Source organism: Bradyrhizobium sp. R2.2-H (assembly GCF_004346455.1).
GTDB lineage: Bacteria > Pseudomonadota > Alphaproteobacteria > Rhizobiales > Xanthobacteraceae > Bradyrhizobium > Bradyrhizobium diversitatis.
The window spans coordinates 20500-46911 of sequence record NZ_SMBR01000019.1; the positions used below are offsets into that span (position 1 = coordinate 20500).

At 65.2% G+C, this 26412-nt stretch carries 24 protein-coding genes; 14 read left to right on the forward strand and 10 right to left on the reverse strand.

Annotation, left to right across the window (positions count from 1 at the left end):
- Positions 1 to 2 precede the first annotated feature (2 nt).
- Genes EDE08_RS33910 through EDE08_RS33920 form a run of 3 tightly spaced genes read left to right on the forward strand, consistent with a single transcriptional unit; the run spans position 3 to position 2868 of the window.
- Positions 3 to 953, forward strand: a complete 951-nt coding sequence (locus EDE08_RS33910; protein ID WP_131874008.1) for a heme/hemin ABC transporter substrate-binding protein — start codon at positions 3 to 5, stop codon at positions 951 to 953.
- Complete coding sequence (locus tag EDE08_RS33915; protein WP_131874006.1) at positions 950 to 2035, forward strand: FecCD family ABC transporter permease; 1086 nt, start codon at positions 950 to 952, stop codon at positions 2033 to 2035. Before EDE08_RS33910 ends, EDE08_RS33915 begins: the two co-directional genes overlap by 4 nt.
- Entirely contained in the window at positions 2032 to 2868 is an 837-nt protein-coding gene (locus tag EDE08_RS33920) for a heme ABC transporter ATP-binding protein (protein ID WP_131874004.1), read from the forward strand. The genes EDE08_RS33915 and EDE08_RS33920 overlap by 4 nt, the downstream gene beginning before the upstream one ends.
- Before the next feature lie 100 nt (positions 2869 to 2968).
- Here the strand turns inward: EDE08_RS33920 and EDE08_RS33925 are convergent, their stop codons facing one another.
- On the reverse strand, positions 2969 to 4645 hold the full coding sequence (locus tag EDE08_RS33925; protein WP_131874002.1) for a mucoidy inhibitor MuiA family protein: 1677 nt from the start codon (positions 4643 to 4645) through the stop codon (positions 2969 to 2971).
- Between the two features lie 174 nt (positions 4646 to 4819).
- Positions 4820 to 5440: a response regulator transcription factor gene (locus EDE08_RS33930; RefSeq protein ID WP_061880802.1), complete on the reverse strand. Its 621-nt coding sequence runs from the start codon at positions 5438 to 5440 to the stop codon at positions 4820 to 4822.
- Between the two features lie 204 nt (positions 5441 to 5644).
- On the opposite strand from EDE08_RS33930, the gene EDE08_RS33935 reads away from it, so the two are divergent.
- Entirely contained in the window at positions 5645 to 6673 is a 1029-nt protein-coding gene (locus tag EDE08_RS33935; RefSeq protein ID WP_131874000.1) for an AraC family transcriptional regulator, read from the forward strand.
- A 2-nt stretch (positions 6674 to 6675) separates the two neighbouring features.
- On the opposite strand, the gene EDE08_RS33940 is transcribed toward EDE08_RS33935, so the two are convergent.
- Entirely contained in the window at positions 6676 to 7887 is a 1212-nt protein-coding gene (locus EDE08_RS33940) for an NnrS family protein (RefSeq protein WP_131873998.1), read from the reverse strand.
- 130 nt (positions 7888 to 8017) lie between these two features.
- Here EDE08_RS33940 and EDE08_RS33945 point away from each other — a divergent pair, with 130 nt between their 5' ends.
- Positions 8018 to 8728: a Crp/Fnr family transcriptional regulator gene (locus EDE08_RS33945; RefSeq protein ID WP_131873996.1), complete on the forward strand. Its 711-nt coding sequence runs from the start codon at positions 8018 to 8020 to the stop codon at positions 8726 to 8728.
- Between the two features lie 108 nt (positions 8729 to 8836).
- On the opposite strand, the gene EDE08_RS33950 is transcribed toward EDE08_RS33945, so the two are convergent.
- Entirely contained in the window at positions 8837 to 9034 is a 198-nt protein-coding gene (locus EDE08_RS33950; RefSeq protein WP_131873994.1) for a DUF1858 domain-containing protein, read from the reverse strand.
- A gap of 180 nt (positions 9035 to 9214) precedes the next feature.
- Positions 9215 to 10567 (reverse strand): oxygen-independent coproporphyrinogen III oxidase, encoded by a 1353-nt coding sequence (gene hemN, locus EDE08_RS33955; protein WP_131873992.1) that lies wholly within the window; start codon positions 10565 to 10567, stop codon positions 9215 to 9217.
- A 167-nt stretch (positions 10568 to 10734) separates the two neighbouring features.
- Between hemN and EDE08_RS33960 the strand changes: the two genes are divergently transcribed.
- The 5 genes from EDE08_RS33960 to EDE08_RS33980 all read left to right on the forward strand — a co-directional run bounded on the left by EDE08_RS33960 (position 10735) and on the right by EDE08_RS33980 (position 16162).
- Positions 10735 to 10935 carry a hypothetical protein gene (locus tag EDE08_RS33960; RefSeq protein WP_131873990.1) on the forward strand — a complete coding sequence of 67 codons (201 nt, stop codon included), beginning with the start codon at positions 10735 to 10737 and terminating at the stop codon, positions 10933 to 10935.
- 301 nt (positions 10936 to 11236) lie between these two features.
- Complete coding sequence (nirK, locus tag EDE08_RS33965; protein ID WP_165936323.1) at positions 11237 to 12334, forward strand: copper-containing nitrite reductase; 1098 nt, start codon at positions 11237 to 11239, stop codon at positions 12332 to 12334.
- 57 nt (positions 12335 to 12391) lie between these two features.
- Positions 12392 to 13270 (forward strand): SUMF1/EgtB/PvdO family nonheme iron enzyme, encoded by an 879-nt coding sequence (locus tag EDE08_RS33970; protein ID WP_131873986.1) that lies wholly within the window; start codon positions 12392 to 12394, stop codon positions 13268 to 13270.
- A gap of 164 nt (positions 13271 to 13434) precedes the next feature.
- Positions 13435 to 14460, forward strand: a complete 1026-nt coding sequence (locus EDE08_RS33975) for a Fe(3+) ABC transporter substrate-binding protein (RefSeq protein ID WP_131873984.1) — start codon at positions 13435 to 13437, stop codon at positions 14458 to 14460.
- A 55-nt stretch (positions 14461 to 14515) separates the two neighbouring features.
- Complete coding sequence (locus tag EDE08_RS33980) at positions 14516 to 16162, forward strand: ABC transporter permease (protein WP_131873982.1); 1647 nt, start codon at positions 14516 to 14518, stop codon at positions 16160 to 16162.
- A gap of 132 nt (positions 16163 to 16294) precedes the next feature.
- On the opposite strand, the gene EDE08_RS33985 is transcribed toward EDE08_RS33980, so the two are convergent.
- Both EDE08_RS33985 and EDE08_RS33990 read right to left on the reverse strand, forming a co-directional pair.
- Positions 16295 to 16945 carry a CoA transferase subunit B gene (locus tag EDE08_RS33985; RefSeq protein ID WP_131873980.1) on the reverse strand — a complete coding sequence of 217 codons (651 nt, stop codon included), beginning with the start codon at positions 16943 to 16945 and terminating at the stop codon, positions 16295 to 16297.
- A gap of 68 nt (positions 16946 to 17013) precedes the next feature.
- The gene (locus EDE08_RS33990; protein WP_061880812.1) at positions 17014 to 17721 is read right to left on the reverse strand and encodes a CoA transferase subunit A; all 708 of its coding nucleotides are present in this window, start codon (positions 17719 to 17721) and stop codon (positions 17014 to 17016) included.
- A gap of 272 nt (positions 17722 to 17993) precedes the next feature.
- On the opposite strand from EDE08_RS33990, the gene EDE08_RS33995 reads away from it, so the two are divergent.
- The 4 genes from EDE08_RS33995 (at position 17994) to EDE08_RS34010 (ending at position 23390) form a co-directional block, all read left to right on the forward strand.
- Complete coding sequence (locus tag EDE08_RS33995) at positions 17994 to 19922, forward strand: AsmA family protein (protein ID WP_165936327.1); 1929 nt, start codon at positions 17994 to 17996, stop codon at positions 19920 to 19922.
- A gap of 252 nt (positions 19923 to 20174) precedes the next feature.
- On the forward strand, positions 20175 to 21560 hold the full coding sequence (locus EDE08_RS34000) for an ABC transporter substrate-binding protein (RefSeq protein ID WP_131873976.1): 1386 nt from the start codon (positions 20175 to 20177) through the stop codon (positions 21558 to 21560).
- Positions 21561 to 21654: 94 nt separating this feature from the next.
- Complete coding sequence (locus EDE08_RS34005; protein ID WP_131873975.1) at positions 21655 to 22527, forward strand: carbohydrate ABC transporter permease; 873 nt, start codon at positions 21655 to 21657, stop codon at positions 22525 to 22527.
- The gene (locus EDE08_RS34010; RefSeq protein WP_131873973.1) at positions 22524 to 23390 is read left to right on the forward strand and encodes a carbohydrate ABC transporter permease; all 867 of its coding nucleotides are present in this window, start codon (positions 22524 to 22526) and stop codon (positions 23388 to 23390) included. Before EDE08_RS34005 ends, EDE08_RS34010 begins: the two co-directional genes overlap by 4 nt.
- A gap of 95 nt (positions 23391 to 23485) precedes the next feature.
- Here EDE08_RS34010 and EDE08_RS34015 read toward each other — a convergent pair whose 3' ends face one another.
- The 3 genes from EDE08_RS34015 to EDE08_RS34025 are packed head-to-tail and all read right to left on the reverse strand — an operon-like array spanning position 23486 to position 26386.
- Positions 23486 to 24298, reverse strand: a complete 813-nt coding sequence (locus EDE08_RS34015) for an ABC transporter permease (RefSeq protein WP_131873971.1) — start codon at positions 24296 to 24298, stop codon at positions 23486 to 23488.
- Positions 24299 to 24302: 4 nt separating this feature from the next.
- Positions 24303 to 25217, reverse strand: a complete 915-nt coding sequence (locus EDE08_RS34020) for an ABC transporter permease (RefSeq protein ID WP_131873969.1) — start codon at positions 25215 to 25217, stop codon at positions 24303 to 24305.
- A complete protein-coding gene (locus EDE08_RS34025; protein WP_131873967.1) occupies positions 25214 to 26386 on the reverse strand; it encodes an ABC transporter ATP-binding protein in 1173 nt (390 codons plus the stop codon). The genes EDE08_RS34020 and EDE08_RS34025 overlap by 4 nt, the downstream gene beginning before the upstream one ends.
- Positions 26387 to 26412 lie beyond the last annotated feature (26 nt).

Sequence of the window (26412 nt, forward strand, 5' to 3'; positions counted from 1 at the left end):
CAATGACATTTTTCCGCACCATCGCCAGTGTCCTGCTCTCCGGCGGACTCGCGTTCGCGTCTGCTGCGCACGCCGCGGGCATCACCGTGCATGACGCGCGGGATCGCGAGGTCGCAGTGAACGACTTCGGGCGCACCGTCTCGATCGGCGGTGCCATCACCGAGATCCTCTATGCTCTCGGGCTCGAGAGCCGCCTGGTCGGCGTCGATACGACGAGCCTCTATCCGCCGGCGGCGCTGCGCGACAAACCCAATATCGGCTACATGCGCCAGATCTCCGCCGAGGGCGTGCTGGGCCTCAACCCCACCCTGATCCTGGCGATCCAGGGCTCGGGCCCGCGCGAGACCATGGACATCCTGGAGACGGCGAAGGTGCCGCTGGTGCTGGTGCCCGAGACCTTTTCCGAGCAAGGCCTGATCGACAAGATCAAGCTGGTCGGCCACGCCATGGGCGTCGATGCGCGTGCCGAATGTCTCAGCGCCGCGGTCGGCGCCGATCTTGCGCAACTCCGTGCCCTGCGCGCCAAGGTGACGAAGCCGGTGCGGGTGATGTTCGTGATGTCGCTCCAGAACGGGCGAGCGATGGTGGCAGGCCACAAGACCGCGGCGGATGAGATCATCCAGCTCGCTGGCGCAACCAATGCGGTGGGCGATTACGACGGCTACAAGGTCATCAGCGACGAGGCGATCGTGGCCGCGAAGCCCGATGTCGTGCTGTCGATCGAGCGCGGCAAGGATTCGCTGCAGGCCGATGCAGTCTACACGCACCCCGGCTTTGCGCTGACGCCGGTCGTTTCCAACAAGAGCTTCATCACCATGGATGGGCTTTATCTGCTCGGCTTCGGGCCGCGCACCGCGACGGCGGCGCGCGATCTCTCGGTCAAGCTCTATCCAGCCTTGGCCGAGGGCGGCGCGTTCACGTCGGCGCTGTCGGCGGCGAATTGCCGGCAATGAGCGTGGCGGTCGGGATCGAGGCACGGAGCCCGCGACGAAGCGCGAGACGGCGGTCCGCATCACTCGCGATTCCTGTCCTGATCACGATGCTCGCGGTGACGGCGATCGTCGCGCTGACCGTCGGCGCCGCCGGCATCCCTCTCTCCCGGCTGCCTGCGGCGCTGGGCTTTGCCAGCGAAAGCACTGCTATGACGGCGCGCGACCAGCTCGTGCTGTGGTCGATCCGCATTCCCCGCATCGCGGCGGCCGCGATGGTCGGCGGCCTGCTTGCCGCGGCCGGCGCGATCATGCAGGGGCTGTTTCGCAATCCACTCGCCGATCCCGCCCTGGTCGGCGTCTCCAGCGGCGGCGCGCTCGCAGCCGCAAGCGCGATCGTCTTCACGGATTCGCGCTTCGGCGAGGCGCTGCGCTTTCTCCAGACCGAGCTGTTGCCGCTCGCCGCCTTCGCGGGATCGCTGGCGACCACCGCGATTCTCTACGGCATCTCGAGCCGCTCGGGGCGGACCTCGATCGCGATCTTCCTGCTCGCCGGCGTCGCCATCACCGCCATCGCCAATGCCGGCATCGGGCTGCTCGTGTTCATCGCCGACGACCGCCAGCTCCGCGACATCACGTTCTGGATGCTCGGCTCGATGAGCGGCGTGACCTGGACCAAGAGCGCCCTGCTCGCGCCGGTTCTCGTCATCGGGCTGGCCGCCTGCGCCTTCATCGCGCGCGGCCTCGATCTGCTGGTGCTCGGCGAGGCCGACGCTTTCCACGGCGGGGTCGACGTCGAACGCCTGAAGCGGATCTCGATCGTCATGGTCTCCGCCATGACCGGCGTCGCGGTGTCGATCAGCGGCGTCATCGGCTTCGTCGGCATCGTCGTGCCGCATCTGCTCCGCCTCGTGATCGGGCCGGCGCATCGCCTGCTGCTGCCGGCGTCGGTGCTATCAGGCGCTATCCTGATGGTCGGCGCCGACACGCTGGCGCGCACCATCGTGGCGCCGGCGGAGATGCCGATCGGCATCCTGACCGCCGCCGTCGGCGCACCCGTCTTTCTCTTCATCCTGCTGCGGCAGCGCGGGCTGACTGCGCTATGAACGCGGTGATCGAGGCACGAGCGCTGGGCAAGCGCGCGGGCCGCGCGACGCTGCTTGATGGCGTCGGCCTGACGGTTGCGGCCGGCGAGATGGTCGCGATCATCGGCCCTAACGGCGCCGGCAAGTCGACGCTGCTGCGGCTGCTCTCCGGCGATCTTCGCCCGAGCGCAGGCGGGGTGCGCCTGAAGCAGCGCGACATCGGCAGCTTCACGCCGCGCGAGCTCGCCGCGCGCCGCGCCATGCTGTCCCAGCACATCAACGTCACCTTCCCGTTCACGGTCGAGGAGGTGGTTCTGATGGGCGCGGGCGAGCGCAGCTTGCGCGAGGCTGGACCGCTCGTCGATGCGGCGCTGGACGAGGTCGCCCTCGCACATTTCCGCGAACGGCAATTGCCGACATTGTCAGGCGGCGAGCAGCAGCGCGCCCATTTCGCCCGCGTGCTGGTGCAGCTCGCCTGCGGCGAGGCCGAGCACGGCCCCGGGCTCTTGCTGCTGGACGAGCCGACCTCGAGCCTCGATCTGCGTCACCAGATCGACCTCGTCGAAGCGGCGCGCCGCCGCGCGGCGGCCGGCACCGCCGTCATCGCGATCCTGCACGATCTCAATCTCGCGATCCGCTTCGCCGACCGGCTGATCGTGCTGAATGGCGGCCGGCTCGTCGCCGACGGGCCGCGCGCGGAGGTCGTCACGCGGGAGAGGATCCGGGATATTTTCGAGATCGACGCTGTCGTCCATCAGACCGATGGCGTGCCGTATGTTTTGCCACAGTCGATGTGCGCGCCGCCTCACCTCTCCCCGACGGGGAGAGGTCGGATTGCTCAGCAATCCGGGTGAGGGGCCGCAGCGTCCGGTGGGAGCCTAACCCCTCACCCGGATCGCATCTTACGATGCGATCCGACCTCTCCCTACGGGAGAGGTGAAGAAGCCGCACCGCCTACCCCGCTGGCACGATCACCATGCTCTTGTCCTTGGGCCAGCGGATGCGCCAGGCGAAGTTGATGTCCTTGACCTCGCCGGGCCTGGCGTCGAAGGACCATTCCAGCACGCCGCGCCTGTCGCGGATGTTGCTCGCGGTTGGCTGGGTGCTCGAGGGCAGCATCTCGACGACGATGTCCTCGTTCTCGCTGACCGGCAGCTGATCCTCGATCGCGACCTTGATCGGGAAATCATGGCCGTTGCGGATCGTGGTCTTGAACGAACGCTCGTCGGTCTTCGACGTCGTCACGAGCAAGCCGGCCGAGCCCTCGTTGCGCTTGAGCACGGCGCGCTCGATTCTGACCTTGTCGTCGGCACCGAAGCCGAGCCGCACGATGTCGTCCTTGGCGGACGCCGTGATCTTGCCGCGGCCGACGAATGTGCCGTCGCGGTAGATCGCGACCTTGCCCGGCAAGAGACTGGCATCGTCGGTCTGCTTGAAGCTGGCTTCGAGGAAAGCGGTCGGGTCCATCACCGGTGCCGCGCGAACCGCGAGATCGGCCGGCACGGTCATGGAGGTAATGCGCAGGCTCTTGGCGCCCTCGGCAGCGCCGAGGCTGACGCGGCCGGGAATTCTGAAGGTGGCCTGGAAATCGCCGATCTCGGCGATTGCCTGTTGCTCGTCGGCGCGCTCGGTCGCCTCTGCGACCTTGGACATGGGCTCGAACTGCGCCGAGCGCTGGCGGGCGGTCGGCGCGGGCCGCGCCAGGTCCGAGGCGCTGCCGAGCGCAAGGGGCTTCGGTACGTGCGGAAATTGCGCGACCAACGAGTTCAGCTCCGGCGCGCTGCCGCCGCGGCCGATGCGGACCGTGGAGACGCCGAGCGTCACGTTCGACCAGTCCTCGCCGGTCGACTGCGTGACCTCGGCGCGGCGGACGAGTTCGAGCTGCGGCTTGCGATCCTTGGCGCCGGTATCGAGCCGGGCGTCGTAGAGCGGCACCCAGCGCGCGTTGCGCACGGCGTAGGTCACCCGCAATGTCGCTTTGGTCGCAGTCGCCGAGGCGACGTCGATCCGCACTTCCAGCTTGCTTGGCGGCTTGGCCGAGCGCTCGGCTTCCAGTTGCGCGATCTGTCGGTCGAGCTCGCGCTGCTTTCGCGTGGCATCGCGAATCGCGGTGTCGGCGATCGCGATCTCCTCGGCAACCGCCGCGAAAGCCGCGCGCCATTCGGTGATCGGCCGCGCCTCGCCCTTCTCGCCGAGGCCGGCCGGGGAGTCTTCGGCGAAATGCTGCGCAAATTTACGCCGGGCGTCGGCAGAGTCGATCGCACCTTGCAGATCGGCCCGCTGATCTCTCAGTGCTTCGATGCGCTTGTCGATCTCGGGGAGGTTGGCTGGCTGCGCCGCCCTCGGCGGCCGCGCGTCGATCGTGCCGATCGTGAGCTTGGCGCCCGCCTCGCCTTCGACGCGGAGCGACGACGGATCGAGCGAGAGCGGAAAATCCTTGGCGACCAGTGTCGAGTCCCCGGAGGCGAGATCCACCGAAATGACGCGGGTGACGGTGGCGCCGTCGGGATAGACGGTGACCGTGTCGATCGCCGACGTGGCGTCCACGGCGGCCGCCCATGACGACGAAGCGACGGCCATGGTCGCCAGGACCAGGCTCGTGGTTACCAACCGTTTTGCGGTGATGCGCATGAAGTCCCTCCTGCCGGTATCGCCGCGCCGCCAGCCGGACGCGCGCGATGAAATGCCTCGCCATCGTGATGAGACGCGGCGGGGAAGGAACTGGTTCGATTGGGGTTTCCTTGGGGCGTAGCCGCGGCAGCAGTATGGCCGCGGAACGTATCCGCGCGCGGCCTCGGCGGAGCCTCAGGCCTGCGTAGGTGAACCCTGGCCGAAGATGCGCCGGAGCAGATCGGTCACGTTGCGGGCGCCGGCCTTCTTCAGGATGCTGGCGCGGTAGCCCTCGACAGTCCGCGCGCTCAGATGCATCCGCCGGGCGATCTCCTTGTTGGTGAGGCCGGCGGCGAGATGCTCGAGCACGTCGCCCTCGCGCGCGGTCAGGGGCTCGCAGCCTGTCAGCCAGCGTTGCCGGCTCGCGCCGGGTTGCGCGAATTCGTCGATGGCGGCATCGATCCGGCCGACGATGTCGTGGGTGCGGAACGGCTTTTCGATGAAATCGGCCGCTCCGCTCTTGATGGCGTCGACCGCCATGGCGATGCTGCCGTTCGCCGACGTCACCAGCACGGGCGCCATGCAGTTCTCCCCCCGCAGCCGCTTGAGCACGTCGAGGCCGGACCGATCAGGCGGCAACTCCAGCAGCACGCAGGCCGGCATCCGCGCCCTCGCGGCGGACAAGAGGGATGCACCGTCGGCGAAACAGATCACCTCGTAGGCGTTCTGCTGGAGCGCGGTCGAAAGCTGTTCGCGGGAGGCAGCGTCGGTGTCGATGACGAATATCTCACCCTTGGAAAGCATGTTTCCCGGCATGATCCCGATCCAGCAATGTCTTGGTCAAAAGGCCTGAGACGGTAGCGGGCTCCATCGCCCTGTCGCGCCGTCGTAAGCACGGCATTCACGCCCGTGCTTCGGTTTCCCCTATGTATGTTCCGCAGGGTTCCTGGATTTGACGGACCGGGACAGAAATTTTACATTTCGGGACATCTGCGTGAGCAGCTGACAGGAACGGTTCGCATGACCGACCTCATTCGCAGCTCGAGCCTGAGTTATTATCCGGAGGTCGCCCGGTCGGTCGGGCTGGACCCCAGGCAGATGATGCGCAAGGCCAGGCTGCCGCCAGCCTGCCTCGACAAGCCCGACACGCCCATTGCCGTCGCCGGCCTGCGCCGTCTGCTCGAATTGTCCGCGGAGGCGTCCGGCGCCGAAGATTTCGGCTTGCGCCTCGCCGAACGCGGCGGCCTGACCAATTTCGGCACGGTCGGCTTGATCGTGCGCGAGCAAGCGACCGTCGGCGAGGCGATCGATGCGTTCTCGCGCTTCATCCATATCCATCACGATGGCATGCGGCTGAACGTTGCGCGCGGCAAGCAGACCGTGACCATCACGATGCATCTGCGCGGCCGGAAACCGAGCGCGCCGCGGCAGTCGATCGACGTGGCGCTCGGCAGCGTCCACCGCACCATCCAGTCGCTGTTCGGGCATGACTGGCGGCCGCGGGAGGTGCACCTGCATCATCCGCCTCCGCACGATCGCAAGCGCTATCGCGAATTCTTCGGCTGTCGCGTGATCTTCAACGCGAGGGATGACGCGATCGTCTTGTCCGCGCATGATATGGAACGTCGGATCCCGAGCGCGCATCCGCTGATTGCGAGCTATCTGCGCAAGCGGATCGAGGCGATCGAAACACGGCCCGCAAGCTGGGAGCAGAAGGTCGACGAGGTCGTACGTCTCCTCCTTGCCGGCGGCGACTGCACGATCGAGCGCGTCGCCGAGCATCTTGCGTGCACCCGCCGCACCATCCACCGCCGCCTCGCAGCATCCGGCACCAGCTTCTCGGCCATCCTGGACGCGCAACGCGCCGATCTCGTGATCCAGCTGATCGACGCTCCCGGCCGGCGGCTGGCCGACATCGCGATGCAGCTTGGCTTCTCCGCGCAGAGCGCCATGGCGCGCTGGTTCCGCAGCCGGTTCGGCTGCACCATCACCGAGTGGCGCAAGGGCGTGCGGCCCGAGATGGCACCGCCCACGGCGACTGCAGCTTGAGTTCAGCGCGCGGGAGCGGGCACGCCCATCGTGGCGAGGCCACGCCGCCGGCTGCCGGCGAGCAGCGGGCCGAACGCGATGGCGAATCCGAGGAAAGCGACGATCCAGCCGCAGGCGGCGATGTGCAACAACACATCGCCATGCGCGGGCAACACGACGGCAGCGATCCGGGCCAGAGCCGCGATGATGATCGCAGCATAGATTCCCTGGATCGCCGGCGAAGCCGTCAACGCCTGTCCGGTGTGGCCGAGACTCGCGCGGGTCATGACCGCGAGCGTCATGGTTCCCGCCGCACCTGCCATCCAGGCGTGGATGCCGGCGCTTGGCGGCAGTACACCGAAAACCGCGAGGGCATGCAGGATGAAACCGAACGGCACGAAGACGTAGCCGACATGCAGGATCACGAGCAGCCGCTCGCGGAAGGTGCGATCGCCAGCCCAGCGCGCGAGCCGCACCAAGTGCAGCCCACCGACAAGTGCCATCAGGACACCCGTGACGGCATTCGACGGCGCCACGATCCACGAGACGAGCGCGACCGCGCTGCATCCGATCACGGCGCCGTCGAAGCGTCCGAACGGCACGGGCAATCGGCCGGGATTGAACTTGACCAGCCAGTTACGGGTGAAGCTTGGGATGATGCGGCCGCCGATCAACGCAATCAGCAGAATGACCACGCTGATGCCGACGCGGATGCTGACATCGGCCGCGCCCTGCTCATGCGCTTCGACATGAAAGGCGACGTTGCCGGCGAGCAGAACGAGCACCAGCCCCACCACGGGCAGGTTGCGCCAGTTGCCGCCTGCGATGATCTCGCGCATCGCGGCGGCGACGACCAATGCGAGGAAGGCGGCATCGACGATCAGCGCAAACGCCCAGCCGACATCGGCCGACATCGTCAAGGCGACGCGCCCGGCGAGCCAGACCATCAGCAGCGCCCCCAGCGGCATGCCCTGGATCGGCAGCCGCCCGGTCCAGTTCGGGATGGCCGTGAACAGGAAGCCGGTGATGACGGCGGGCAGGAAGCCATAGAGCATCTCGTGGATATGCCAGTCACGCGGCCCGAATGCGGAACTCACGGACAATTCGCCATGGAACATCGGCACCCAGACCAGGATCGACAGCGCCGCCTGGATCGCGGCAAGCAGGAAAAAGGGCCGAAAGCTGTTCGCGAACAGCGGCCAGCCCGCAAAGTTACGGGATCGGGCGCCAGCCATGGCATCAACTCCGATGAAATCCAGATCGTTGTCTGGAAAAATACCGCCAGCCGACCGGCCCGTTTTGCGTTACCGCAAACACCAGGACGATTGCAGGTGCCATCACACTCCCTGATGCCAAGGAGGCAGAATGGCCAAGGTCGACACATCGCTGGTTGCGCATTTGCCGCTGTTTGCGGGGGTGACGCCGGAGGCTCTGGACGAGATCCTGCGTGAGGCCCGCTCGGCCCGCTTTTCCAAGAACAGTGCCATCTTCGAGCAGGGGGCCGACGCGCAATCCTTCTTCCTGCTGTTGCACGGCCATGTCCGCGCGGCCAAGACCACGCCGACCGGTGAGCAGATCGTGGTGCGCTATGTCGCGCCCGGCGAAACATTCGGGCTCGCGATGGCGATCGGAGCCGCGCGCTATCCGGCGACGGCGATGGCGGTCGACGACAGCGTGGTGCTGATCTGGCCGACCTCGGCCTGGCCGCGGTTGATCGAGCGGTTTCCGGCGCTCGCCGCCAACACGCTCCAGACCGTCGGCACCCGGCTTCAGGAGAGTCACACCCGCATCCTCGAAATGTCGACCCAGCAGGTCGAGCAACGCATCGCGCACGCGCTGCTGCGCCTCGCCAAGCAGTCCGGCAAGAAACTCGACCACGGCATCGAGATCGATTTCCCGATCAGCCGCCAGGACATCGCGCAGATGACCGGCACCACGCTGCACACCGTCAGCCGCATCCTGAGCGGCTGGGAGAACCAAGGCCTCGTGGAGAGCGGCCGCCAGCGCATCATCCTGCGCGAGCCGCACAAGATCGTCGTGCTGGCGGAGCGGAATGCCGACGGCGGCGCGGCGTGAGAGCCGATGCCGGGATGCCTCCACTGACAGGGATGAGGGGCGCTTCCGCTTACGGCGAAAACGCTCCCTCATCCGGGAACGCGCGCGCCCGCGCGATTCCAGACCGTTTCACGCCGGCACGCAATCGCTCAATGCAGCGAGGAATTTGTCGCGCTCGATTCCATGCTCGCGGCAGGCATCATCCACGGTGTGGAAGGTCGCGATCGGACAGCCGACGCAGGCCATCCTGAAGGCGAGAAACACGCGGATCGTGTGCGGCGCCGTGCGCATGATGTCGTCGACCAGATCGTCGGATCCGAAGGGCATGGACAACTCCGTTCCGAATTGACGATAGCTGAGCGAGCGGAAGCCTCTTTGTTGAAGCGCAAGCTGGCTCGTCATTCCGGGGCGCGCGCAGCGCGAACCCGGAATCCATCGGGCAGCAACCAGTGCAGTGAAATGGATTCCGGGTTCGCACCAAGAGGTGCGCCCTGGAATGACAGGAAGCTACACAGCCCGGCTGTGCAGCTGCTTGCCGGGATCCAGATGCGCATCGAATGCGGCGGCGACGCTGCGGACCAGGAAGCGCGAATCCTTGGCGACCGCGAGCCGGTCGCCGTCCAATCGCACGACGCCGTCGGAGATCAGCGGCTTCAGACGGGCCGCCGATTTCAGCATCGCTCCGGCCTCTGCGCCATGACGGGCGCAGATGTCGCCGAGATCGGCACCGAACTCGCACATGATGCGTTCGATGATGTCGGCGCGCAACCGGTCGTCGTCGGTGAGCCCGTAGCCTTTCGCGGTGGCGAAGCGGCCGGCGGTGATGCTCTGGGCATAGGCGCCGATCTGCACCTCGTTCTGGACATAGCCCTGCGGCAGATGTCCGATCGCGCTCGCGCCGAAGCCGAGCAGGACTTCACTCTTGTCGGTGGTATAGCCTTGAAAATTGCGCCGCAACGTCCGCTGCTCGTACGCCACCGCCATGGAATCGTCGGGCCGTGCGAAATGATCGAGCCCGATCTGCACGTAACCGGCCTCCTTCAGGGCATTCGCGATCGCGCAGGCCTGGTCGTGGCGTGCAAGGCCGTCGGGCAGCACGGCCTCGTTGATCATGCGCTGGTGCTTCTTGAAATCAGGCACATGAGCATAGCCGAACACCGAGAAGCGGTTGGGCGCGAGCGCGAGGCTGCGCCGCACGGTGTCCAGGCACGAAGCGACAGTCTGGTGCGGCAGGCCGTAGATCAGGTCGAAATTGATTCCCTCGATGCCCGCGCCGCGGAGCATGTTGACCACGGACGCGGTCTGTTCGAAGCTCTGCACCCGGTTGATCGCCCTCTGCACCACGGGATCGAAGCTCTGCACGCCGAGGCTCGCGCGGTTGACGCCGGAGAGCCGCATGGCCTCGACCATGTCGTCGGACAACGTGCGGGGATCGATCTCGACCGCGATCTCGGCCGAAGGCAGCACGAAGAATTTCTGGCGCATCGTTGCCATCAACTCGACAAAAGCCTCCGGCGCCATGATCGTCGGCGTACCGCCACCGAAATGGATGTGCTCGACCTTGATGCGGCGGCCGATGGTTTCGGCGGTTAGCGCGATCTCGCTGCGCAGCGTCCGCTGATAGCCGGCGACGAGATCATCGCGGCGGACGATCTGGGTATGGCAGCCGCAGTACCAGCACATCTCCCGGCAGAACGGCACATGCAGATAAAGCGACGCGCCGGCGCCTGCCGGCAGTTCCGCCAGCCACCGAGCATAGGTGTCTGGACCGATCGCGGGCGAAAAGTGCGGTGCGGTCGGATAGCTCGTGTAACGTGGCAGGCGTTCCTCGCCGTAGACCGCCGCAAGATCAGCTCTCATATCTTATCCATTCGTAAATTTCCGCCGCGCGCAAACATCACAGCAAATCACGGAATGCGTGTTAGTTAACCCGGATGCGCGGAAACGACTTTGCGCTCGCGCAAAGCGCAGCGGCCGGTTCCCGGCGATGATTTGCGCAATTCGCGTCGCCATCCGGAGCGCTGGCCATGAGGCTTCTTGCACTCGAACTCATTCTCTCCCTGCTCGACATCCGCGGCCATATCCCGCGTTTCGACGACTTCCGGCCGGCCCCGGCCACACCAGCCGCCGGCGGCGTGGTGCGCGCCCTGGCCGCAGCAATCGCCGTCTTCGTCGTGCTGTCGCTGGCGATCTGGGGAACGGTCGGGCTTGCCATGTATCTCCCCTAAGCCAGTCGCCTCTTCGCGAAGGTCTTTGCCGGTGCGGGCTTCCCAACGTCCCTGCCCGGACACGCCCGGTCCCGCCGGGATCGCAATCCAACTTGAAGATGCGAACGAGTGGCCGCTGAGCGCCGATGCGGTTGCGGTCACGCTCGCCAATCCGTGTGGCATCACCGATCCAACTCCGCCGAGCACCTAAGTACTGTTGCGGAGGTGAATCCGGCCGAAGCTTGTCGCAGCGCAAACACGCTTGCCGCGACCGGCGCACACTGCATTCCGTCATCAAACCTTTTCATGAAGGATGCTTCCGATGTTCACCCGCAGAGCCGCATTGATCAGCGCCGCCGCGACCGCCCTGATGCTGGCGACCCCAGCTTTCGCCGCCGGCGATCTCAAGCTGCCGCGTCAGAAGGTAGAGCTGGTCGCTCCGCCCTTCGTGCACGCGCACGAGCAGGCCACGACGCAGGGGCCCAAGATCGTCGAGTTCAAGCTGACGGTCCAGGAGAAGAAAGTCGTCATCGACGACAAGGGCACCACCTTCCAGGCGATGACGTTCAACGGCTCGATGCCGGGACCACTCATGGTCGTGCACGAGGGTGACTATGTCGAGCTGACGCTGGTCAATCCCGCCACCAACACCATGCCGCACAACATCGACTTCCATTCCGCGACCGGCGCGCTCGGCGGCGGCGAACTCACGCTCATCAACCCCGGCGAACAGGTCGTGCTGCGCTGGAAGGCGACCAAGACCGGCGTGTTCGTCTATCACTGCGCGCCGGGCGGCCCGATGATCCCCTGGCACGTCGTCTCCGGCATGAACGGCGCCGTGATGGTGCTGCCGCGCGACGGGCTGAACGACGGCAAGGGCCGAGCGCTGAAATACGACAAGGTCTACTATATTGGCGAGCAGGACATGTACGTGCCGCGCGACGAGAAGGGCAACTTCAAGTCCTACGAATCGCCCGGCGAAGCCTTCACCGAGACCGAAGAGGTGATGAACAAGCTGATCCCCACCCATGTCGTCTTCAACGGCAAGGTCGGCGCGCTCACCGGCAAGAACGCGCTCACCGCCAAGGTCGGGGAGAACGTGCTGATCGTGCATTCGCAGGCCAACCGCGACAGCCGTCCGCATCTGATCGGCGGCCATGGCGATTATGTCTGGGAGACCGGCAAGTTCGGCAATGCGCCGGAGGTCGGGCTCGAGACCTGGTTCATCCGCGGCGGGTCGGCGGGAGCTGCGCTGTACAAATTCCAGCAGCCCGGCATCTACGCCTATGTCACGCACAATCTGATCGAGGCGGCCAATCTCGGCGCCACCGCGCACTTCAAGGTCGAAGGCAAGTGGAACGACGATCTGATGACCCAGGTGAAGGCCCCTGCCGAAATACCGCCTGCCAGCACCAACTAGACGCGACAAGGGGCCGGTGATTGATCACCGGCCCCTTCTTCCTTCGGGGGGATCATCATGCTGATCGCATTCAAGCTCAAACTGGTGCTCGCCTGCGCGGCCGGGCTTGTGGGGCCGCTGGCCGTTGCGCCTCTGGTTTCCGAGATGGCGACGCATCATGCGGGAGGCGAGCCGGCCATGGTCGAGGTCGTCCCCGGCAGCTTCTCATATCGTGAGGCCGGCGACTTCACCCGCGGCGGGAAGCAGGCGGAAGCGCCGCTGCGCACGATCCGGATCGACCGGCCGCTGCACATCATGCGGAATCAGGTCTCCTCATCCGACTATCAGCTTTGCGTGAAGGATGGCGCCTGCCGCGCGCTCGATCGCGACGTGGCGATCGCCCCCGATCGCCCCGCAGTGCAGGTGAGCTGGCACGATGCCGAGGCCTATGCAGGCTGGCTGTCGCGCAAGACCGGCCGGCATTACCGCCTGCCGAGCGACGAGGAATGGGCGTTTGTCGCCGGCTCCAGGTTCAGGGATGATGGTGTGCCGGTCGATGCAAGCGACCCTTCGAAGCGCTGGATCAGCCGCTATGAGCGTGAATCCGAACGCGGCCTCACCGACACCACAGCCTATCCGTTCGGCAAATTCGGCCCGAACGAGCACGGCGTCGAAGATCTCGCCGGCAACGTCTGGGAGTGGACCTCGAGTTGCTTCGTGCGCTCGCGTGTCGACGACGCCGGAAATGCCGGCCGCCCGACCGTGAACTGCGGGGTGCGTATCGCCGAAGGCGCCCACCGCGCCTATGTCACCGATTTCATCCGCGACGCCCGCGCTGGCGGCTGCGCCCAAGGCGTGCCGCCCGCCAATCTCGGCTTCCGCCTGGTGCGCGAGGAGACGTCATGGCTGGTCAGCGTGTCGCAGCGCCTGAGCAAGACGTGGCCGGCAAGATCATAGCGGCGCGCTTTCCCGTCAACGCCTCCATCCATTAATTAGAATCGATCTAAAGACAATATTGGAATCCCTCTAAGTCATGACCCTCGCGACATCGCGTCGCTGACGTTGCCGCATCGCCTGCGCTACTCAATCGGGCGTTCAATCGCGCGCCTGGAGCAGCCCTTATGATCAATCTTCGCGTCCTCGCCGCGTCCGCGGCGGTGTTGAGCCTGACTTCGTCCTTCGCGTCGAAAGCAGCCGCCAATGGCGAGGTCAACGTCTATACCTATCGCGAGACCAAGCTGATCCAACCGCTGTTCGACGCGTTCAGCAAGGATACGGGCATCAAGGTCAATGTCGTCTCCGCAAGCTCGGGTCTGGAGCAGCGCATGAAGGCGGAAGGCGCCAACAGCCCGGCCGACGTGCTGCTGACGGTGGACATCGGCCGCATCGACGAAGCCGTGCAGGCCGGCGTCACCCAGCCGATCAAGTCGGAGGTGGTCGACAAGGTCGTGCCGGCGCAGTATCGCGATCCGGACGGACACTGGGCCGGCATCTCCATGCGCGCGCGCGTGATCTATGCCTCGAAGGATCGCGTCAAGCAGGACAAGATCACCTATGAGGAGCTCGCCGATCCCAAGTGGAAGGGCAAGATCTGCATTCGCTCGGGCCAGCACATCTACAACAACGCCCTGTTCGCGGCCTACACGGCCAAGCACGGCGAGGCCAAGGCCGAGGAATGGCTGCGCGGCGTGAAGGCCAATCTCGCGCAGAAGCCGTCGGGCGGCGATCGCGAAGCCGCCCGTGACGTTGCCGCCGGCAAGTGCGACATCGGCATCGGCAACACCTATTACTGGGCGCTGATGATCAACAACGATCCCGAGAAGAAACCGTGGGCGGAGGCGACCCGCGTCATCCTGCCGACTTTCGAGGGCGGCGGCACCCACGTCAACCTCTCCGGCGTGCTGCTCGCCAAGCACGCGCCCAACAAGGCCAACGGCATCAAGCTGATCGAGTGGCTCGTCAGCGAGCAGGCGCAGCAGATGTATGCCGACCAGAATTACGAATATCCGGTTCGCGCCGGTGTCGCCATCAACTCTACCATCGCGGGCTACGGCAAGCTCGGCCCGGATCCGTTGCCGATCGCAAAGATCGCCGCCAACCGCAAGGCTGCGGCCTCGCTGGTGGACAAGGTCGGCTTTGACAACTGATCTCTGGCGGCCCTCGTCACTCAAACTAGCAGAAGCTTCGGGCGCACGGCCTCGTTTGAGAGGCCGCGCCCACGCCGGGCGCGCCGCGACCGCAATCGCGATCGCAACCGCGATCCTGGTCGCGGCGCCCGTGATCTCGATCGTTTCGCTGGCTTTGCAGCCGGCGCCCGATGTGTGGCACGACCTGATCAACTACGTGCTGCCGGCCGCCCTCCTGGACACTGCGCTTCTGCTCGTCGGGGTCGGCGCGCTCACACTTCTGATCGGCGCCGGCACCGCATGGGTGATATCGCGCCACGATTTTCCCGGCCGGGGCATGCTCCTGTGGCTGATGCCGCTGCCGCTGGCGATTCCGACCTATCTTGCGGCTTACGTCTATGCCGACCTGTTCGAACCGCTCGGCCTGGTGCACCGTACCCTCGCGATCTGGCTGCCGCTGCGCGATGCCCTCGGCCATCTGCCCAACCTGCGCTCGCTGCCGGGCGCCATCTTCGTGATCGGGCTCGTGCTCTATCCTTACGTCTATCTATCGGCGCGCGCGACGTTTCAGGTTCAATCCGCCGAATTCGCCGAGGCGGCTACGACGCTGGGGGCCGGCCGATGGACCGTTTTCTGGCGCGTTTCATTGCCGATGGCGCGGCCGGCGCTCGCGGTCGGCGTGGCGCTGGTCGCGCTGGAAACGCTCAATGACATCGGCGCCAGCGAATATCTCGGCATCCGCACGCTGACGGTCTCGATCTTCACCACCTGGCTCAACCGCGGCAGCCTCGCCGGGGCGGCGCAACTCGCATGCCTGATGCTTGCGATCGTCGCCGGCCTGATCGCGATGGAGCGTTACGGCCGTCGCAACGCCAACGCCGAATTCTCCGCCGAAAGCCCGCATGTGAGGCAGCGAACCCCGCTTTCGGGCGCAAGAGCATGGATCGCGTTCGCGGTCTGCGTGCTGCCGGTGCTGATCGGCTTCGTCGTACCGCTGTTCTATCTGGCGCATCAGGCTCTCGGTCGCGGACTGCTTGCAAATTTCGACCCGCTGCTGTGGCGCCACACCTTCCATTCGTTTGCCTATGCAGCGCTCGCGACGCTCGTGGCGCTGATGCTTGCGCTCGCCACGACGATCGCGCACCGCTTTCGGCCGGATCCTCTGCGATATGTGGCGATGAGCATCGCGCAGACCGGCTACGCGCTGCCGGGTCTCGTGATTGCCCTCGGCCTGCTGACCCCCGTGCTGGCGGTCGACAACGCGCTGAGCGCGGTCGCGGCCTGGACGGGACGTTCGCTGCCCGGGCTGATCCTGGTCGGCTCCGGGACGGCCGTCGTCATCGCCTACACGATTCGTTTTCTGGCCGTGCCGGTCGGCATGATCAAAGCCGGGTTCGACAGCATTCCGCGCGACTATGACGAGAGCGCGCGGACGGTCGGCGCGGGCCAGGCGGTCATGTTGAGGCAGATCTATCTGCCGTTGCTCCGGCCCGCGATGCTTGGCGCCGTCATCATCATGTTCGTCGACTGCCTGAAGGAGCTCCCGGCAACGCTGCTCTTGCGGCCCCTCAACGTCGAAACGCTGTCGACGTCGATCTACCAGTTCGCAAGCCGCGGCAATTTCGAGGACGGCGCGCTCGCGGCCCTCCTGATCATCGCCGCCAGCATCGGCCCGGTCGTCTGGCTGACCCGGTTCTCCGAGGTGCCGAGCGGCCCCGCTTGAAGGCATGGGTACATCGTTCGCGCATCCGTGGTGCTTCGACCAATCGCGTTGCCGTCAACCAACCTGATCGCTGAACCAAAATCCCAAGGACGCGCAGACCGTATCGTCATGCGCGCCCCATCAGTTTCCCGATTACGTATTCTTCAGCGCGACGCGGAATTCCGCTTCGGTCTTGGACTTGACCTCGTCGAGCGAAACGCCGTCGGCGAGCTCGATCAGCGCCATGCCGCCGCTGCCGTGCTTGTCGATGGTGAAGACGGCCAGATCGGTGACGACCATGTCGACCACGCGCTCGCCGGTCAGGGGCAGGTTGCACTGCTTCAGGAGCTTCGGGCCGTCCTTGGCCGAATGCTCCATCACCACGATGACGCGCTTGACGCCGGCGACGAGATCCATCGCGCCGCCCATACCCTTGACCATCTTACCGGGGATCATCCAGTTGGCGAGATCGCCGTTCTGGGCCACCTGCATGGCGCCGAGGATCGACAGGTCCATGTGGCCGCCGCGGATCATGCCGAAGGAATCCGCGCTCGAGAAGTACGAGGTCGAGGGCAGCTCGCTCACGGTCTGCTTGCCGGCGTTGATGAGATCGGCGTCTTCCTCGCCCTCATACGGGAACGGGCCCATGCCGAGCATGCCGTTCTCGCTCTGCAGGCTGACGTCCATGCCGTCCGGGATGTAGTTCGAGACCAGCGTCGGGATGCCGATGCCGAGATTGACGTAATAGCCGTCGCGCAACTCCTTCGCGGCGCGCGCGGCCATCTGTTCACGGGTCCAGGCCATCGTTGTGCTCCTGTCGATTCTTTAGTGGCGCATGATCTGATCGGAAAACCGGTGTCCAGTTTTCCGGATCATGCGCTCGGGCGCGGGCGGGTGTTGCGGAATTCGATGCGCTTCTTGGCCGTGCCGACCTCGACGATGCGCTTCACGAAGATGCCGGGCGTGTGAATGTGGTCGGGATTGAGTTCACCGGCCGGAACCAGATGCTCGACCTCGGCCACCGTGATCTTCGCGGCGGTCGCCATCATCGGGTTAAAATTGCGCGCGGTCTTGCGGTAGATGAGGTTGCCGGCGGTGTCGCCCTTCCAGGCGTGCACGATGGCGAGGTCGGCGAACAGGCCGCGCTCCATCAGGTACTTCTCGCCGTCGAATTCCTTCACTTCCTTGCCTTCGGCGATCAGCGTGCCGACGCCGGTCTTGGTGTAGAAGGCCGGGATGCCGGCGCCGCCCGCGCGGATGCGCTCGGCCAGCGTGCCCTGCGGATTGAATTCGAGTTCCAGCTCCCCGGCGAGGAATTGCTGGGCGAACAGCTTGTTCTCGCCGACATAGGACGAGATCATCTTCTTGATCTGACGGGTTTCGAGAAGGCGGCTGAGGCCGATGCCGTCGACGCCGGCATTGTTGGAGACCACCGTCAGGCCCTTGACACCGGACTCCCGGATCGCGTCCGACAGCTCCTCGGCAATGCCGCAGAGGCCGAAGCCACCCGACATGATCATCATGTTGTCTTTCAGAATGCCTGACAGAGCCGACCTGGCGTCGGGATAGACCTTGTTCATGCAAAAAACCTCGACTGAACCTTCGGCTTGCTGGCCGTCGCGCCTTATTGGCGGCGATTATTAGGCGAAATCGTCCGAAGCCGTCAATGATACGGGGTTCTCCGCTGCGCCGCTGGGTGGTAGAAGCTGCCCACGCCGTGGGCATAACCGTGCAGCGGCCTTGAAAGCGTCAAGAAAACCCATCAAGTTGCGGGGGTTGGGTGTGGGCGCGCAGGTTTCCCGGCCCGCCCTCTGGCTCCAACGACCAACCCGATCAGGACATGCCATTGACCATGGCCCAAGGAATGAAGCGCCTCGGGACGCCGATCGCGGCGCTGCTCGGCGTCGCGCTGATCGCCTTGATCGCGACCTCCTGGCTCATCAACCGCGACGCGCTGCGCAAGGCGGTCGAAGCGCAGATCCGCGACGTCACCGGGCTGGAGCTCAATGTCGCAGGGAGCATCGACATTTCCGTGCTGCCGGCGAGCTACATCTCCTTCCACGACGTCGGCCTCAAGGGCGGCGGCACCAGCACGCCAGCACTGCAGGTCGACGTGCTCACTGCAAATCTGCGGCTGCTGCCGCTGCTGCTGCAGCGTTTCGAGATTGCGGACCTCGCGCTGCTGCGTCCGCGCATCCATGTCAGCCTCAAGCCGGACGGCGAGAGCAACTGGACTCCCTTCATCCAGACCATCGCGCGCACCATGAAGCCCGGGGCCGAGAACCAGGTCTCGTTCTCCGAAATCCGGATCCAGGACGGCGTGCTCGACTACGAGGACGCCGCCACGCGTGCCACCGAGAAGCTCGAGGACATCGACCTGTCGCTGGCCTGGCCTTCGATCTCGCGCTCCTTTGCCGCGACCGGACAGTTCGACTGGCGCGGCGAGCGTGTCGACGGCTCGATCAGCTTTTCAGATTTCGTCGCCGCCCTCTCCGGCGACCGGTCCGGCCTGAAGGCGCGAATCGCCAGCGCGCCGCTCAAGCTGGCCTTCGACGGCAGTGTCGCCAATCGCACCAGCCCCATGATGGAAGGCACGCTCACCGTCGACAGCCCGTCCTTGCGCAACGCGCTGCGCTGGACCGGGCAGCCGCAGCCCGGCAGCGGCGGCTTCGGCCGCTTCGCGCTGAAGGCACGCGCCAACGTCGTCGGCGCCTCGATCGCGCTCACCAATGTCAACGTCGAGCTCGACGGCAACGCCGCCGAAGGCGTCATGACCTACGCCAATAATGGCCGGCAGACGCTGCAGGCGACGCTCGCCGCCGATGCGCTCGACTTCACGCCCTATATCTCGACGTTCCGCCTGCTCGCGAGCGGCGCGCGCGACTGGAACCGGCAGCTGTTCGATCTCCAGGGATTGTCGACCACCGACCTCGACATGCGCCTGTCCGCGGCCAAGCTGACGGTCGGGCCGACGAAGCTCGGCCGCACCGCGATCGGCGCCAATTTGCGCAACGGCACGCTGGCGCTCTCGGTCGGCGAGGCGCAGGTCTATGGCGGGATCGCAAAGGGCTCGTTCGGCATCGCCCGGTCCGACACCGTCGCCGACATCAAGGCGCAATTCCAGTTCACCGACGTCGACCTCCAGGCCTGCGCCACGGAGCTGTTCGGGCTCAACAAGCTGTCCGGCCGCGGCAACATCAACGTCTCGCTTCTCGCCTCGGGATCGAGCCCGTTCGGCCTCGTGCAGTCGCTCGACGGAAGTGCCACCGTGACCGGGCACGATGGCGCGATCTCCGGCTTCAATGCCGAGCAGCTCCTGAAGCGGCTGGAGCGGCGACCACTGTCGGGCGGTGGCAATTTCCGCAACGGCTCGACGCCCTACACCAACCTCACCATCGCCGTGAAATTCTCCGACGGGATCGCCACCGCCGAGGACATTCGCGTCGAAGGGCCGGCGACGAAGATCACGCTCACCGGCACCGCCTCGGTGCCGACGCGCGAATACGACATGAAGGGTGTGGCAAGCCTCAACAGCGCCTCGGGATTCGAATTGCCGTTCGTGGTGCAGGGGCCATGGGACGATCCGCTGATCTTCCCCGATCCGGAAAGCCTGATCCGCCGCTCGCCGGCCTCCGCGCCGCTGCTTGACATGCTGAAGGACCGCAAGGGAGGCGATGCCGTGCGCTCCGCGATCGAGCGCATCACGGGAAGCGGAAAGCGTCCCGCGCCGGCGGAAGCGCCGACGGCGGAAAATTCTAAAGAGACCGCCAAGTCCAACTAGCAAGTCCAGCTGAGCTGACGTCCGACTCAGGTGAAATTCAACTGAGGACGGCGCCTCTCTGGTGTTGGCCGACCATCGCGAATTGATCCGGCCGAATTGATGCGGCGATTGGATCGATCCACGCGTTGAGCATCTGCTCTGGCCCAACACCTCCACGACCCGGGTCTGACAAGATGCGTTGATTGCGCTACCATCCTGCGCTAGTGTTTTATACGACCGGTTAAAAACACCGGCCGTTTGAGGGAGAAAAACGTGAGATCCAAGGTAATTGGCGCAGTATCATTGGCGGTCGCTGCGGTTGGGCTTTTTGCCACCACTGCACCCGCCTTTGCGCAGCAGAAGACGATCACGGTCTGGTGGGGCAAGGGCTTCTATCGCTCCGAAGACGACGCGCTGATCGAGACGATCAAGAAATTCGAAGCCAAGACCGGCATCAAGGTCGAATTGTCGCAATACGCGATCCAGGACATGATTCCAAAGACGGTCGCGGCGCTCGATGCCGGCACGGTTCCCGATGTCGCCTATTCCGACTCCTATGACGTGCAGGCGCAGGGCAAGTGGGCCTATGAGGGCAAGCTCGAGGACCTCACGGACGTCATGGAGCCGATCAAGGGCCGGTTCGTGCAGAACACGCTCGATGCGTCGATCCTCTACAACGACGTCGCCAAGAAAAAGGCCTATTACGGCTTCCCGCTGAAGCAGCAGAGCATGCACGTCCAGATCTGGAACGACATGCTGGAGAAGGCCGGCTTCAAGCAGAGCGACATCCCGAACGACTGGACGGGCTATTGGACGTTCTGGTGCGACAAGGTGCAGCCGGCGATCCGCAAGGCCACCGGCCAGCGCATCTACGCCGTCGGCCAGCCGATGGGCGTGGAATCCACCGACTCCTTCCAGTCGTTCTACACCTTCATGGATGCCTACCACGTCAAGCTGGTCGACGACGACGGCAAGTTGCTGGTCGACGACCCGAAGGTCCGCGACGGCCTGATCAAGGCGCTGAAGGACTATACCGACACCTACATCAAGGGCTGCACCCCGCCCTCCTCGACCACCTGGAAGGATCCCGACAACAACGTCGCGTTCCACAACAAGACCATCGTGATGACCCACAACTTCACGATCTCGATCGCAGCGAAGTGGTTCGAGGACTCGCAGAACCAGGCGCTCACCCAGGAGCAGCGCGACGCCGGCAAGAAGGCCTATGAGCAGGACATCATCACGGCATCCTTCCCGAAGGCGCCGGATGGTTCGACCATCCGCTACCGCTCGGACGTCAAGACCGGGCTGGTGTTCACCGCGGCCAAGAACAAGGCCGAGGCCAAGCAGTTCATCAGCTTCCTGCTCCAGGAAGATAACGTCCGTCCCTACATCGAAGGCGCGCTCGGCCGCTGGTTCCCGGTGACCAAGGAAAGCCAGGAAAGCCCGTTCTGGCAGGCTGACAAGCACCGCAAGGCCGTCTACGCGCAGTTCAAAGGCGGCACCGCCGCGTTCGATTTCACCAAGAACTGGAAGTTCACGATCCTCAACAACGAGAACGTGTGGGCGAAGGCGATGAATCGCGTCGTCAGCGAGAAGGTTCCGGTCGACAAGGCCGTCGACGAACTGATCGCCCGCATCAAGCAGGTCGCGGGCTAAGTCGCCCGCCCCTTTTCCCGCGCTGCGGGGAGAGGATGTAAGAACAACACCGGCCGCGTTTCGCGGCCGGCTTCTCTTTGAAGAGTTCGAAAGAATGGCGATCACGCTCTCTGGCGATCAGGCAATCCCCGGCCCGCCCTTGTCGTCGCGGCTGACCCCGGCGCAGGTCTGGGGCATCATCCTGCTCGCGCCCTATCTGCTCGTTTTCCTTGCCTTCGTCGTCTATCCCGTCTGCTACGGGCTGTGGCTGGCGCGGGCCCCGTCGAATTATGTGGCGCTCTACAATGATCCGATCTTTGCGCGCGCCGCGGTCAACACGCTGATCTTCCTGGTCATCGGCATCAACATCAAGATGCTGATCGCGCTGTTCCTGTCCGGCTTCTTCGCCCAGCAGCGCACCTGGATCAAATGGCTCTCGGTGATCTTCATCCTGCCCTGGGCGGTGCCGTCGATCCCGACCATCCTGTCGGTGCGCTTCATGCTCAATCCCGAATGGGGCATGATCAACCACTACATCTTCTCCTTGACCGGCGATGACGGCCCGAACTGGCTGAACGATCCGACCGTGGCGCTGACCATGGCGATCGCCGTGCACATCTGGAAGTCGCTGCCGTTCTGGACGCTGATCCTGATCACCGGGCGCCTCGCGATCTCGCACGATCTGTTCGAGGCCGCCGAGGTCGACGGCGCGAGCTGGTGGCAAAAATTCCGCTACATCACCTGGCCGTCGATGCAGACGCTCTACGTCACCTGCACGCTGCTCTCGATGATCTGGACGCTCGGCGATTTCAACAGCGTCTACCTGCTCACCGGCGGCGGCCCGGCCGACCTCACGCACGTGCTGGCGACGCTCGGCATCCGCTATCTCCGGCTCGACCAGCTCTCGCTGGCCATGGCATCGATCGCCTGCGCGATGCCGTTCGTCCTGCCGCTCGTGTACTTCATGATGAAACGGTTGTCGCGATGAAGCTCCCCGGCGTAAGAGAATTTACTTGGCGCGAAGTCGGAACCGAAGCGCGGCTGCTGCTGATCGGCATTCCCGTCTTCCTTTGGACGATGATCCCGATCTATCACATGTTCCTGTTCGCGATCTCCCCGAAGGAGGACGCGTTCTCGGGCAAGCTGTGGCCGGATCACCCGACGCTGCACAATTTCGAGATCGTGTTCAAACAGCAGCATTACTTCCTGCGCGACTTCTACATCCAGTTCTGGAATTCGACCGTGATCGCGGTCTCCGTCGGCGTGCTGACACTGTTCATCGCGACGGCGGCGGCGTTCTCGATCTCGCGGCTGAAGGTGCCGGGCGGGCGCACGGTGTTGAACCTCGCGCTCTTCACTTATTTCATTCCCGCGGCGTTCCTCGCCGTGCCGATGTACCGCACCATGGGCAATTACGGCCTGCTCAACAATCACTGGTCGCTGATCCTGGCGATGGTGACGATCGCCAGCCCCTACGCGATCTGGGTGCTCAAGCAGGCCTCCGACAAGCTGCCGGTCGAGCTGGACGAAGCCGCCGTGATGGACGGTGCCACGACGCTGCAGATCTTCCGCCTGGTCTACCTGCCACTGATGATGCCCTCGCTGGTCGCGATCGGCACCTATGCGGTGCTGCTCGCCTGGAACGAGTATCTCTACGCGTTCCTGCTGCTCTCGAACGACCGCGAGATCACCCTCCCCGTCGCGCTCGGCAACTTCCTTGCGGCCGACGATTCGCCGTGGGAACTGCTGATGACCACGGGCTTCATCTACGCGCTGCCGCCGGCCGCGGTCTACTACGCCTTCCGCCGCTACATGGTGGGCGGGCTCACGGCGGGTGCGGTGAAGTCTTAAATAGGCTGTCATTCCGGGATGGTCCGAAGGACCAGACCCGGAATCTCGAGATTCCGGGTTCGATGCTTCGCATCGCCCCGGAATGACGCTCTCTCCTACAGCGGCGCCGCGCTCTCGCCCTGCGAGCTCGATAGCTTTGAAGCCAGCGAGGCGATGACGATGACGACCGCGATCAGGGCGATCACCAGCGTGCAGATCGCGTTGATCTCGGGCTTCACGCCGAGCCTGACCTCCGAATAGATCCGGATCGGCAGCGTCGCCGAGCCGGGGCCCGTGGTGAAGCTCGCGATCACGAGATCGTCCAGCGACAGCGTGAAGGCCAGCATCCAGCCTGCGACGATCGCGGGGGCGATCAGCGGCAGCGTCACCGAAACAAAGGCACGGACAGGATTGCAGCCGAGGTCCATCGCGGCCTCCTCGAGCGAACGATCGAGCGAGCCGAGCCGGGACTGCACCACCACGGCAACGAAGCACATCGTCAGCGTTGTATGGGCGATCGTCACGGTCCAGAAGCCGCGCTCGGCGTTCAGCGCCACGAACAACAGCAGCAGCGACAATCCGGTGATCACCTCCGGCATCACCAGCGGCGCATAGAGCATGCCGGAGAACAGCGTGCGACCGCGGAACCGCTCGCCGCGCGATAGCGCCACCGCGGCGAGCGTCCCGAGCAGCGTCGCGATGGTCGCGGAGGCAACCGCGACCCGCAGGCTCATCCAGGCCGCCTCGATCATGGCGCGGTCGTTGAAGAACTCGTGATACCAGCGCAGCGACCAGCCGCCCCACACCGTCACCAGGCGCGAGGCGTTGAAGGAATAGATGACGAGGATCAGGATCGGCAGATAGAGGAATGCCAGGCCGAGCGCGAGCGAGGCGATGTTGAAACGGGACAGGCGGGAGATCTTGCGCATCGCCTCACCGCCCATGTTCGAGCTGCCGCTTCTGCAGCCGTTCGTACAGCAGCAGCGGCAGCAGCAGCACCACCAGCAGCACGATCGCCGCGGCAGAGGCGACCGGCCAGTCCTTGTTGGTGAAGAATTCGAGCCACAGGGTCTGGCCGATCATCAGCGAATTGGAGCCGGCCAGAAGGTCGGGAATGACGAATTCGCCGACGATCGGGATGAAGCACAGCAGCACGCCGGCGCCGACGCCGGGTAGCGACAGCGGAAAGGTGACGAGCCAGAACACCTGCCACGGCGGCGCGCCGAGATCGCCGGCCGCCTCCTCCAGCGCCGGCTCCATTTTGGCGAGGGTGGCGTAGAGCGGCAGGATCATGAACGGCAAATAGGAATAGACGATGCCGATATACATCGCGGTGTCGGTGGAGAGCCACACCACGGGCTGGCTGACCAGGTGCAACGCCAGCAGTATCTGGTTGAGCAGGCCGTCATGCTGGAGGATGTTGATCCAGGCATAGATGCGGATCAGGAACGAGGTCCAGAACGGCACGATCACCAGCACCATCGCCACCGCCTGCCAGCGCTTCGGCAGCCGCGCCATGCCATAGGCGATGGGATAGCCGATCAAAAGCAGCAGCGCAGTCGCGATCATCGCGACGGTGAGGCTGCGCACATAGGCGAACACATAGATGTCGTCGGAGACGAGCAGTCTGAAATTGTCGATTGATAGCGCGGCAAAGGCGCCCTTGAGCGCGTCCCATCCCGCCGTCAGGTCGAAGACCGGTTCGTAGGGCGGCTGTGCGATCGCCGTCTGCGACAGGCTGATCTTCAGCACGAAGGCGAACGGCACCAGGAAGAACAGCACCATCCAGACATAGGGTGCGATCGCGGCAAAGCGCGCCGGCCGCGCGAAGATCCGGCGGGAGCTCATGACGGCAGCACCACGCAATCGTCGGGCGTGAACCAGGCAACGACGTGCTGGTTCAGGCTGTAGGCGTCGACGTCGATGCGTGCGCTGTTGGCGACCGAAGCCTGCACCGTCCCGCCGGTGTCGAGCTTCACCTTGTAGGTGGTGGTGCCGCCGAGATAGCAGATGTCGGCGATGACACCGTCGAGCCGGTTGATCGCCGTTTCACGACCGGCCTCGCTCACAGGACCGCGGCGCGACAGCTTGACTTTTTCGGGGCGGATCGCGACAGCCAATCTTCCCGCGCCGACCGGCTCGCGCGGCTCGGCCACCACCAGCGCACCCGCATCACGCGTGCCGATGACCAGACGGTGACCGTCGCGCAATTTGGACTCGCCGTCGAACAGATTGATGTCGCCGACGAACTCCGCGATCCAGCGCGAGCGCGGTGCTTCGTAGAGCTCGCGGGGGCTCGCGACCTGGGCGAGCTTGCCGGCCTTCATCACGCCGATCCGGCTCGCCATCGTCATCGCCTCCTCCTGATCGTGGGTGACGATGATGAAGGTCATGCCGAGCCGCCGCTGCAGCTCCATCAGCTCGCCTTGCGTGCTCTCGCGCAGCTTCTTGTCGAGGGCTGCGAGCGGCTCGTCGAGCAGCAGCAGTTGCGGCCGGCGCGCCAGCGCGCGGGCCAGCGCCACGCGCTGGCGCTCGCCGCCCGAGAGCTGATCCGGCTTGCGCTTCTCGAGCCCTTCGAGCTTCACCAGCGCGACCATTTCGGCCACGCGGGTGGTGATCTCGGCGCGCGGCATGCCTGCGCGCTTCAGGCCGAAGGCGATGTTGTCGCGCACCGACAGATGCGGGAACAGCGCGTAGTTCTGGAACATCATGTTGACCGGGCGCTCGTGCGGCAGCGCCTGCGCGATGTCCTTGCCGCCGAGCAGGATGCGTCCCTCGTCCGGCGCCTCGAAGCCGGCTAGCATGCGCAAGAGCGTGGTCTTGCCGCAGCCGCTCGGACCGAGCAGTGCGAAAAACTCGCCGGCCTTGATATCGAGTGAGACGCCATCCACGGCGCGGAACGTCCCGAACGTCTTGGCGACGCCCTCGATCCGCAGCAGCGGCTGCCCTGCCGCCGGATACGGATCTCCACCGGCCGCACTGGCCGCGGTGTCTGTTCTGGGCAACTCGTCCGTCATGGTCCCCGCCAACCCCGATTCCGCCG

Coding starts and splice junctions, on each gene's coding strand:
- EDE08_RS33950 (WP_131873994.1), bottom strand. CDS start 9,034: ATGCCCTTCGGATCCGACGATCTGGTCGACGACATCATGCGCACGGCG.
- EDE08_RS33925 (WP_131874002.1), bottom strand. CDS start 4,645: ATGCGCATCACCGCAAAACGGTTGGTAACCACGAGCCTGGTCCTGGCG.
- EDE08_RS33995 (WP_165936327.1), top strand. CDS start 17,994: ATGGCCCAAGGAATGAAGCGCCTCGGGACGCCGATCGCGGCGCTGCTC.
- EDE08_RS33985 (WP_131873980.1), bottom strand. CDS start 16,945: ATGGCCTGGACCCGTGAACAGATGGCCGCGCGCGCCGCGAAGGAGTTG.
- EDE08_RS33930 (WP_061880802.1), bottom strand. CDS start 5,440: ATGCCGGGAAACATGCTTTCCAAGGGTGAGATATTCGTCATCGACACC.
- EDE08_RS33910 (WP_131874008.1), top strand. CDS start 3: ATGACATTTTTCCGCACCATCGCCAGTGTCCTGCTCTCCGGCGGACTC.
- EDE08_RS33945 (WP_131873996.1), top strand. CDS start 8,018: ATGGCCAAGGTCGACACATCGCTGGTTGCGCATTTGCCGCTGTTTGCG.
- EDE08_RS33975 (WP_131873984.1), top strand. CDS start 13,435: ATGATCAATCTTCGCGTCCTCGCCGCGTCCGCGGCGGTGTTGAGCCTG.
- hemN (WP_131873992.1), bottom strand. CDS start 10,567: ATGAGAGCTGATCTTGCGGCGGTCTACGGCGAGGAACGCCTGCCACGT.
- EDE08_RS34025 (WP_131873967.1), bottom strand. CDS start 26,386: ATGACGGACGAGTTGCCCAGAACAGACACCGCGGCCAGTGCGGCCGGT.
- EDE08_RS34015 (WP_131873971.1), bottom strand. CDS start 24,298: ATGCGCAAGATCTCCCGCCTGTCCCGTTTCAACATCGCCTCGCTCGCG.
- EDE08_RS34005 (WP_131873975.1), top strand. CDS start 21,655: ATGGCGATCACGCTCTCTGGCGATCAGGCAATCCCCGGCCCGCCCTTG.
- EDE08_RS34010 (WP_131873973.1), top strand. CDS start 22,524: ATGAAGCTCCCCGGCGTAAGAGAATTTACTTGGCGCGAAGTCGGAACC.
- EDE08_RS33915 (WP_131874006.1), top strand. CDS start 950: ATGAGCGTGGCGGTCGGGATCGAGGCACGGAGCCCGCGACGAAGCGCG.
- nirK (WP_165936323.1), top strand. CDS start 11,237: ATGTTCACCCGCAGAGCCGCATTGATCAGCGCCGCCGCGACCGCCCTG.
- EDE08_RS33935 (WP_131874000.1), top strand. CDS start 5,645: ATGACCGACCTCATTCGCAGCTCGAGCCTGAGTTATTATCCGGAGGTC.
- EDE08_RS33970 (WP_131873986.1), top strand. CDS start 12,392: ATGCTGATCGCATTCAAGCTCAAACTGGTGCTCGCCTGCGCGGCCGGG.
- EDE08_RS33940 (WP_131873998.1), bottom strand. CDS start 7,887: ATGGCTGGCGCCCGATCCCGTAACTTTGCGGGCTGGCCGCTGTTCGCG.
- EDE08_RS33990 (WP_061880812.1), bottom strand. CDS start 17,721: ATGAACAAGGTCTATCCCGACGCCAGGTCGGCTCTGTCAGGCATTCTG.
- EDE08_RS33920 (WP_131874004.1), top strand. CDS start 2,032: ATGAACGCGGTGATCGAGGCACGAGCGCTGGGCAAGCGCGCGGGCCGC.
- EDE08_RS34020 (WP_131873969.1), bottom strand. CDS start 25,217: ATGAGCTCCCGCCGGATCTTCGCGCGGCCGGCGCGCTTTGCCGCGATC.
- EDE08_RS33960 (WP_131873990.1), top strand. CDS start 10,735: ATGAGGCTTCTTGCACTCGAACTCATTCTCTCCCTGCTCGACATCCGC.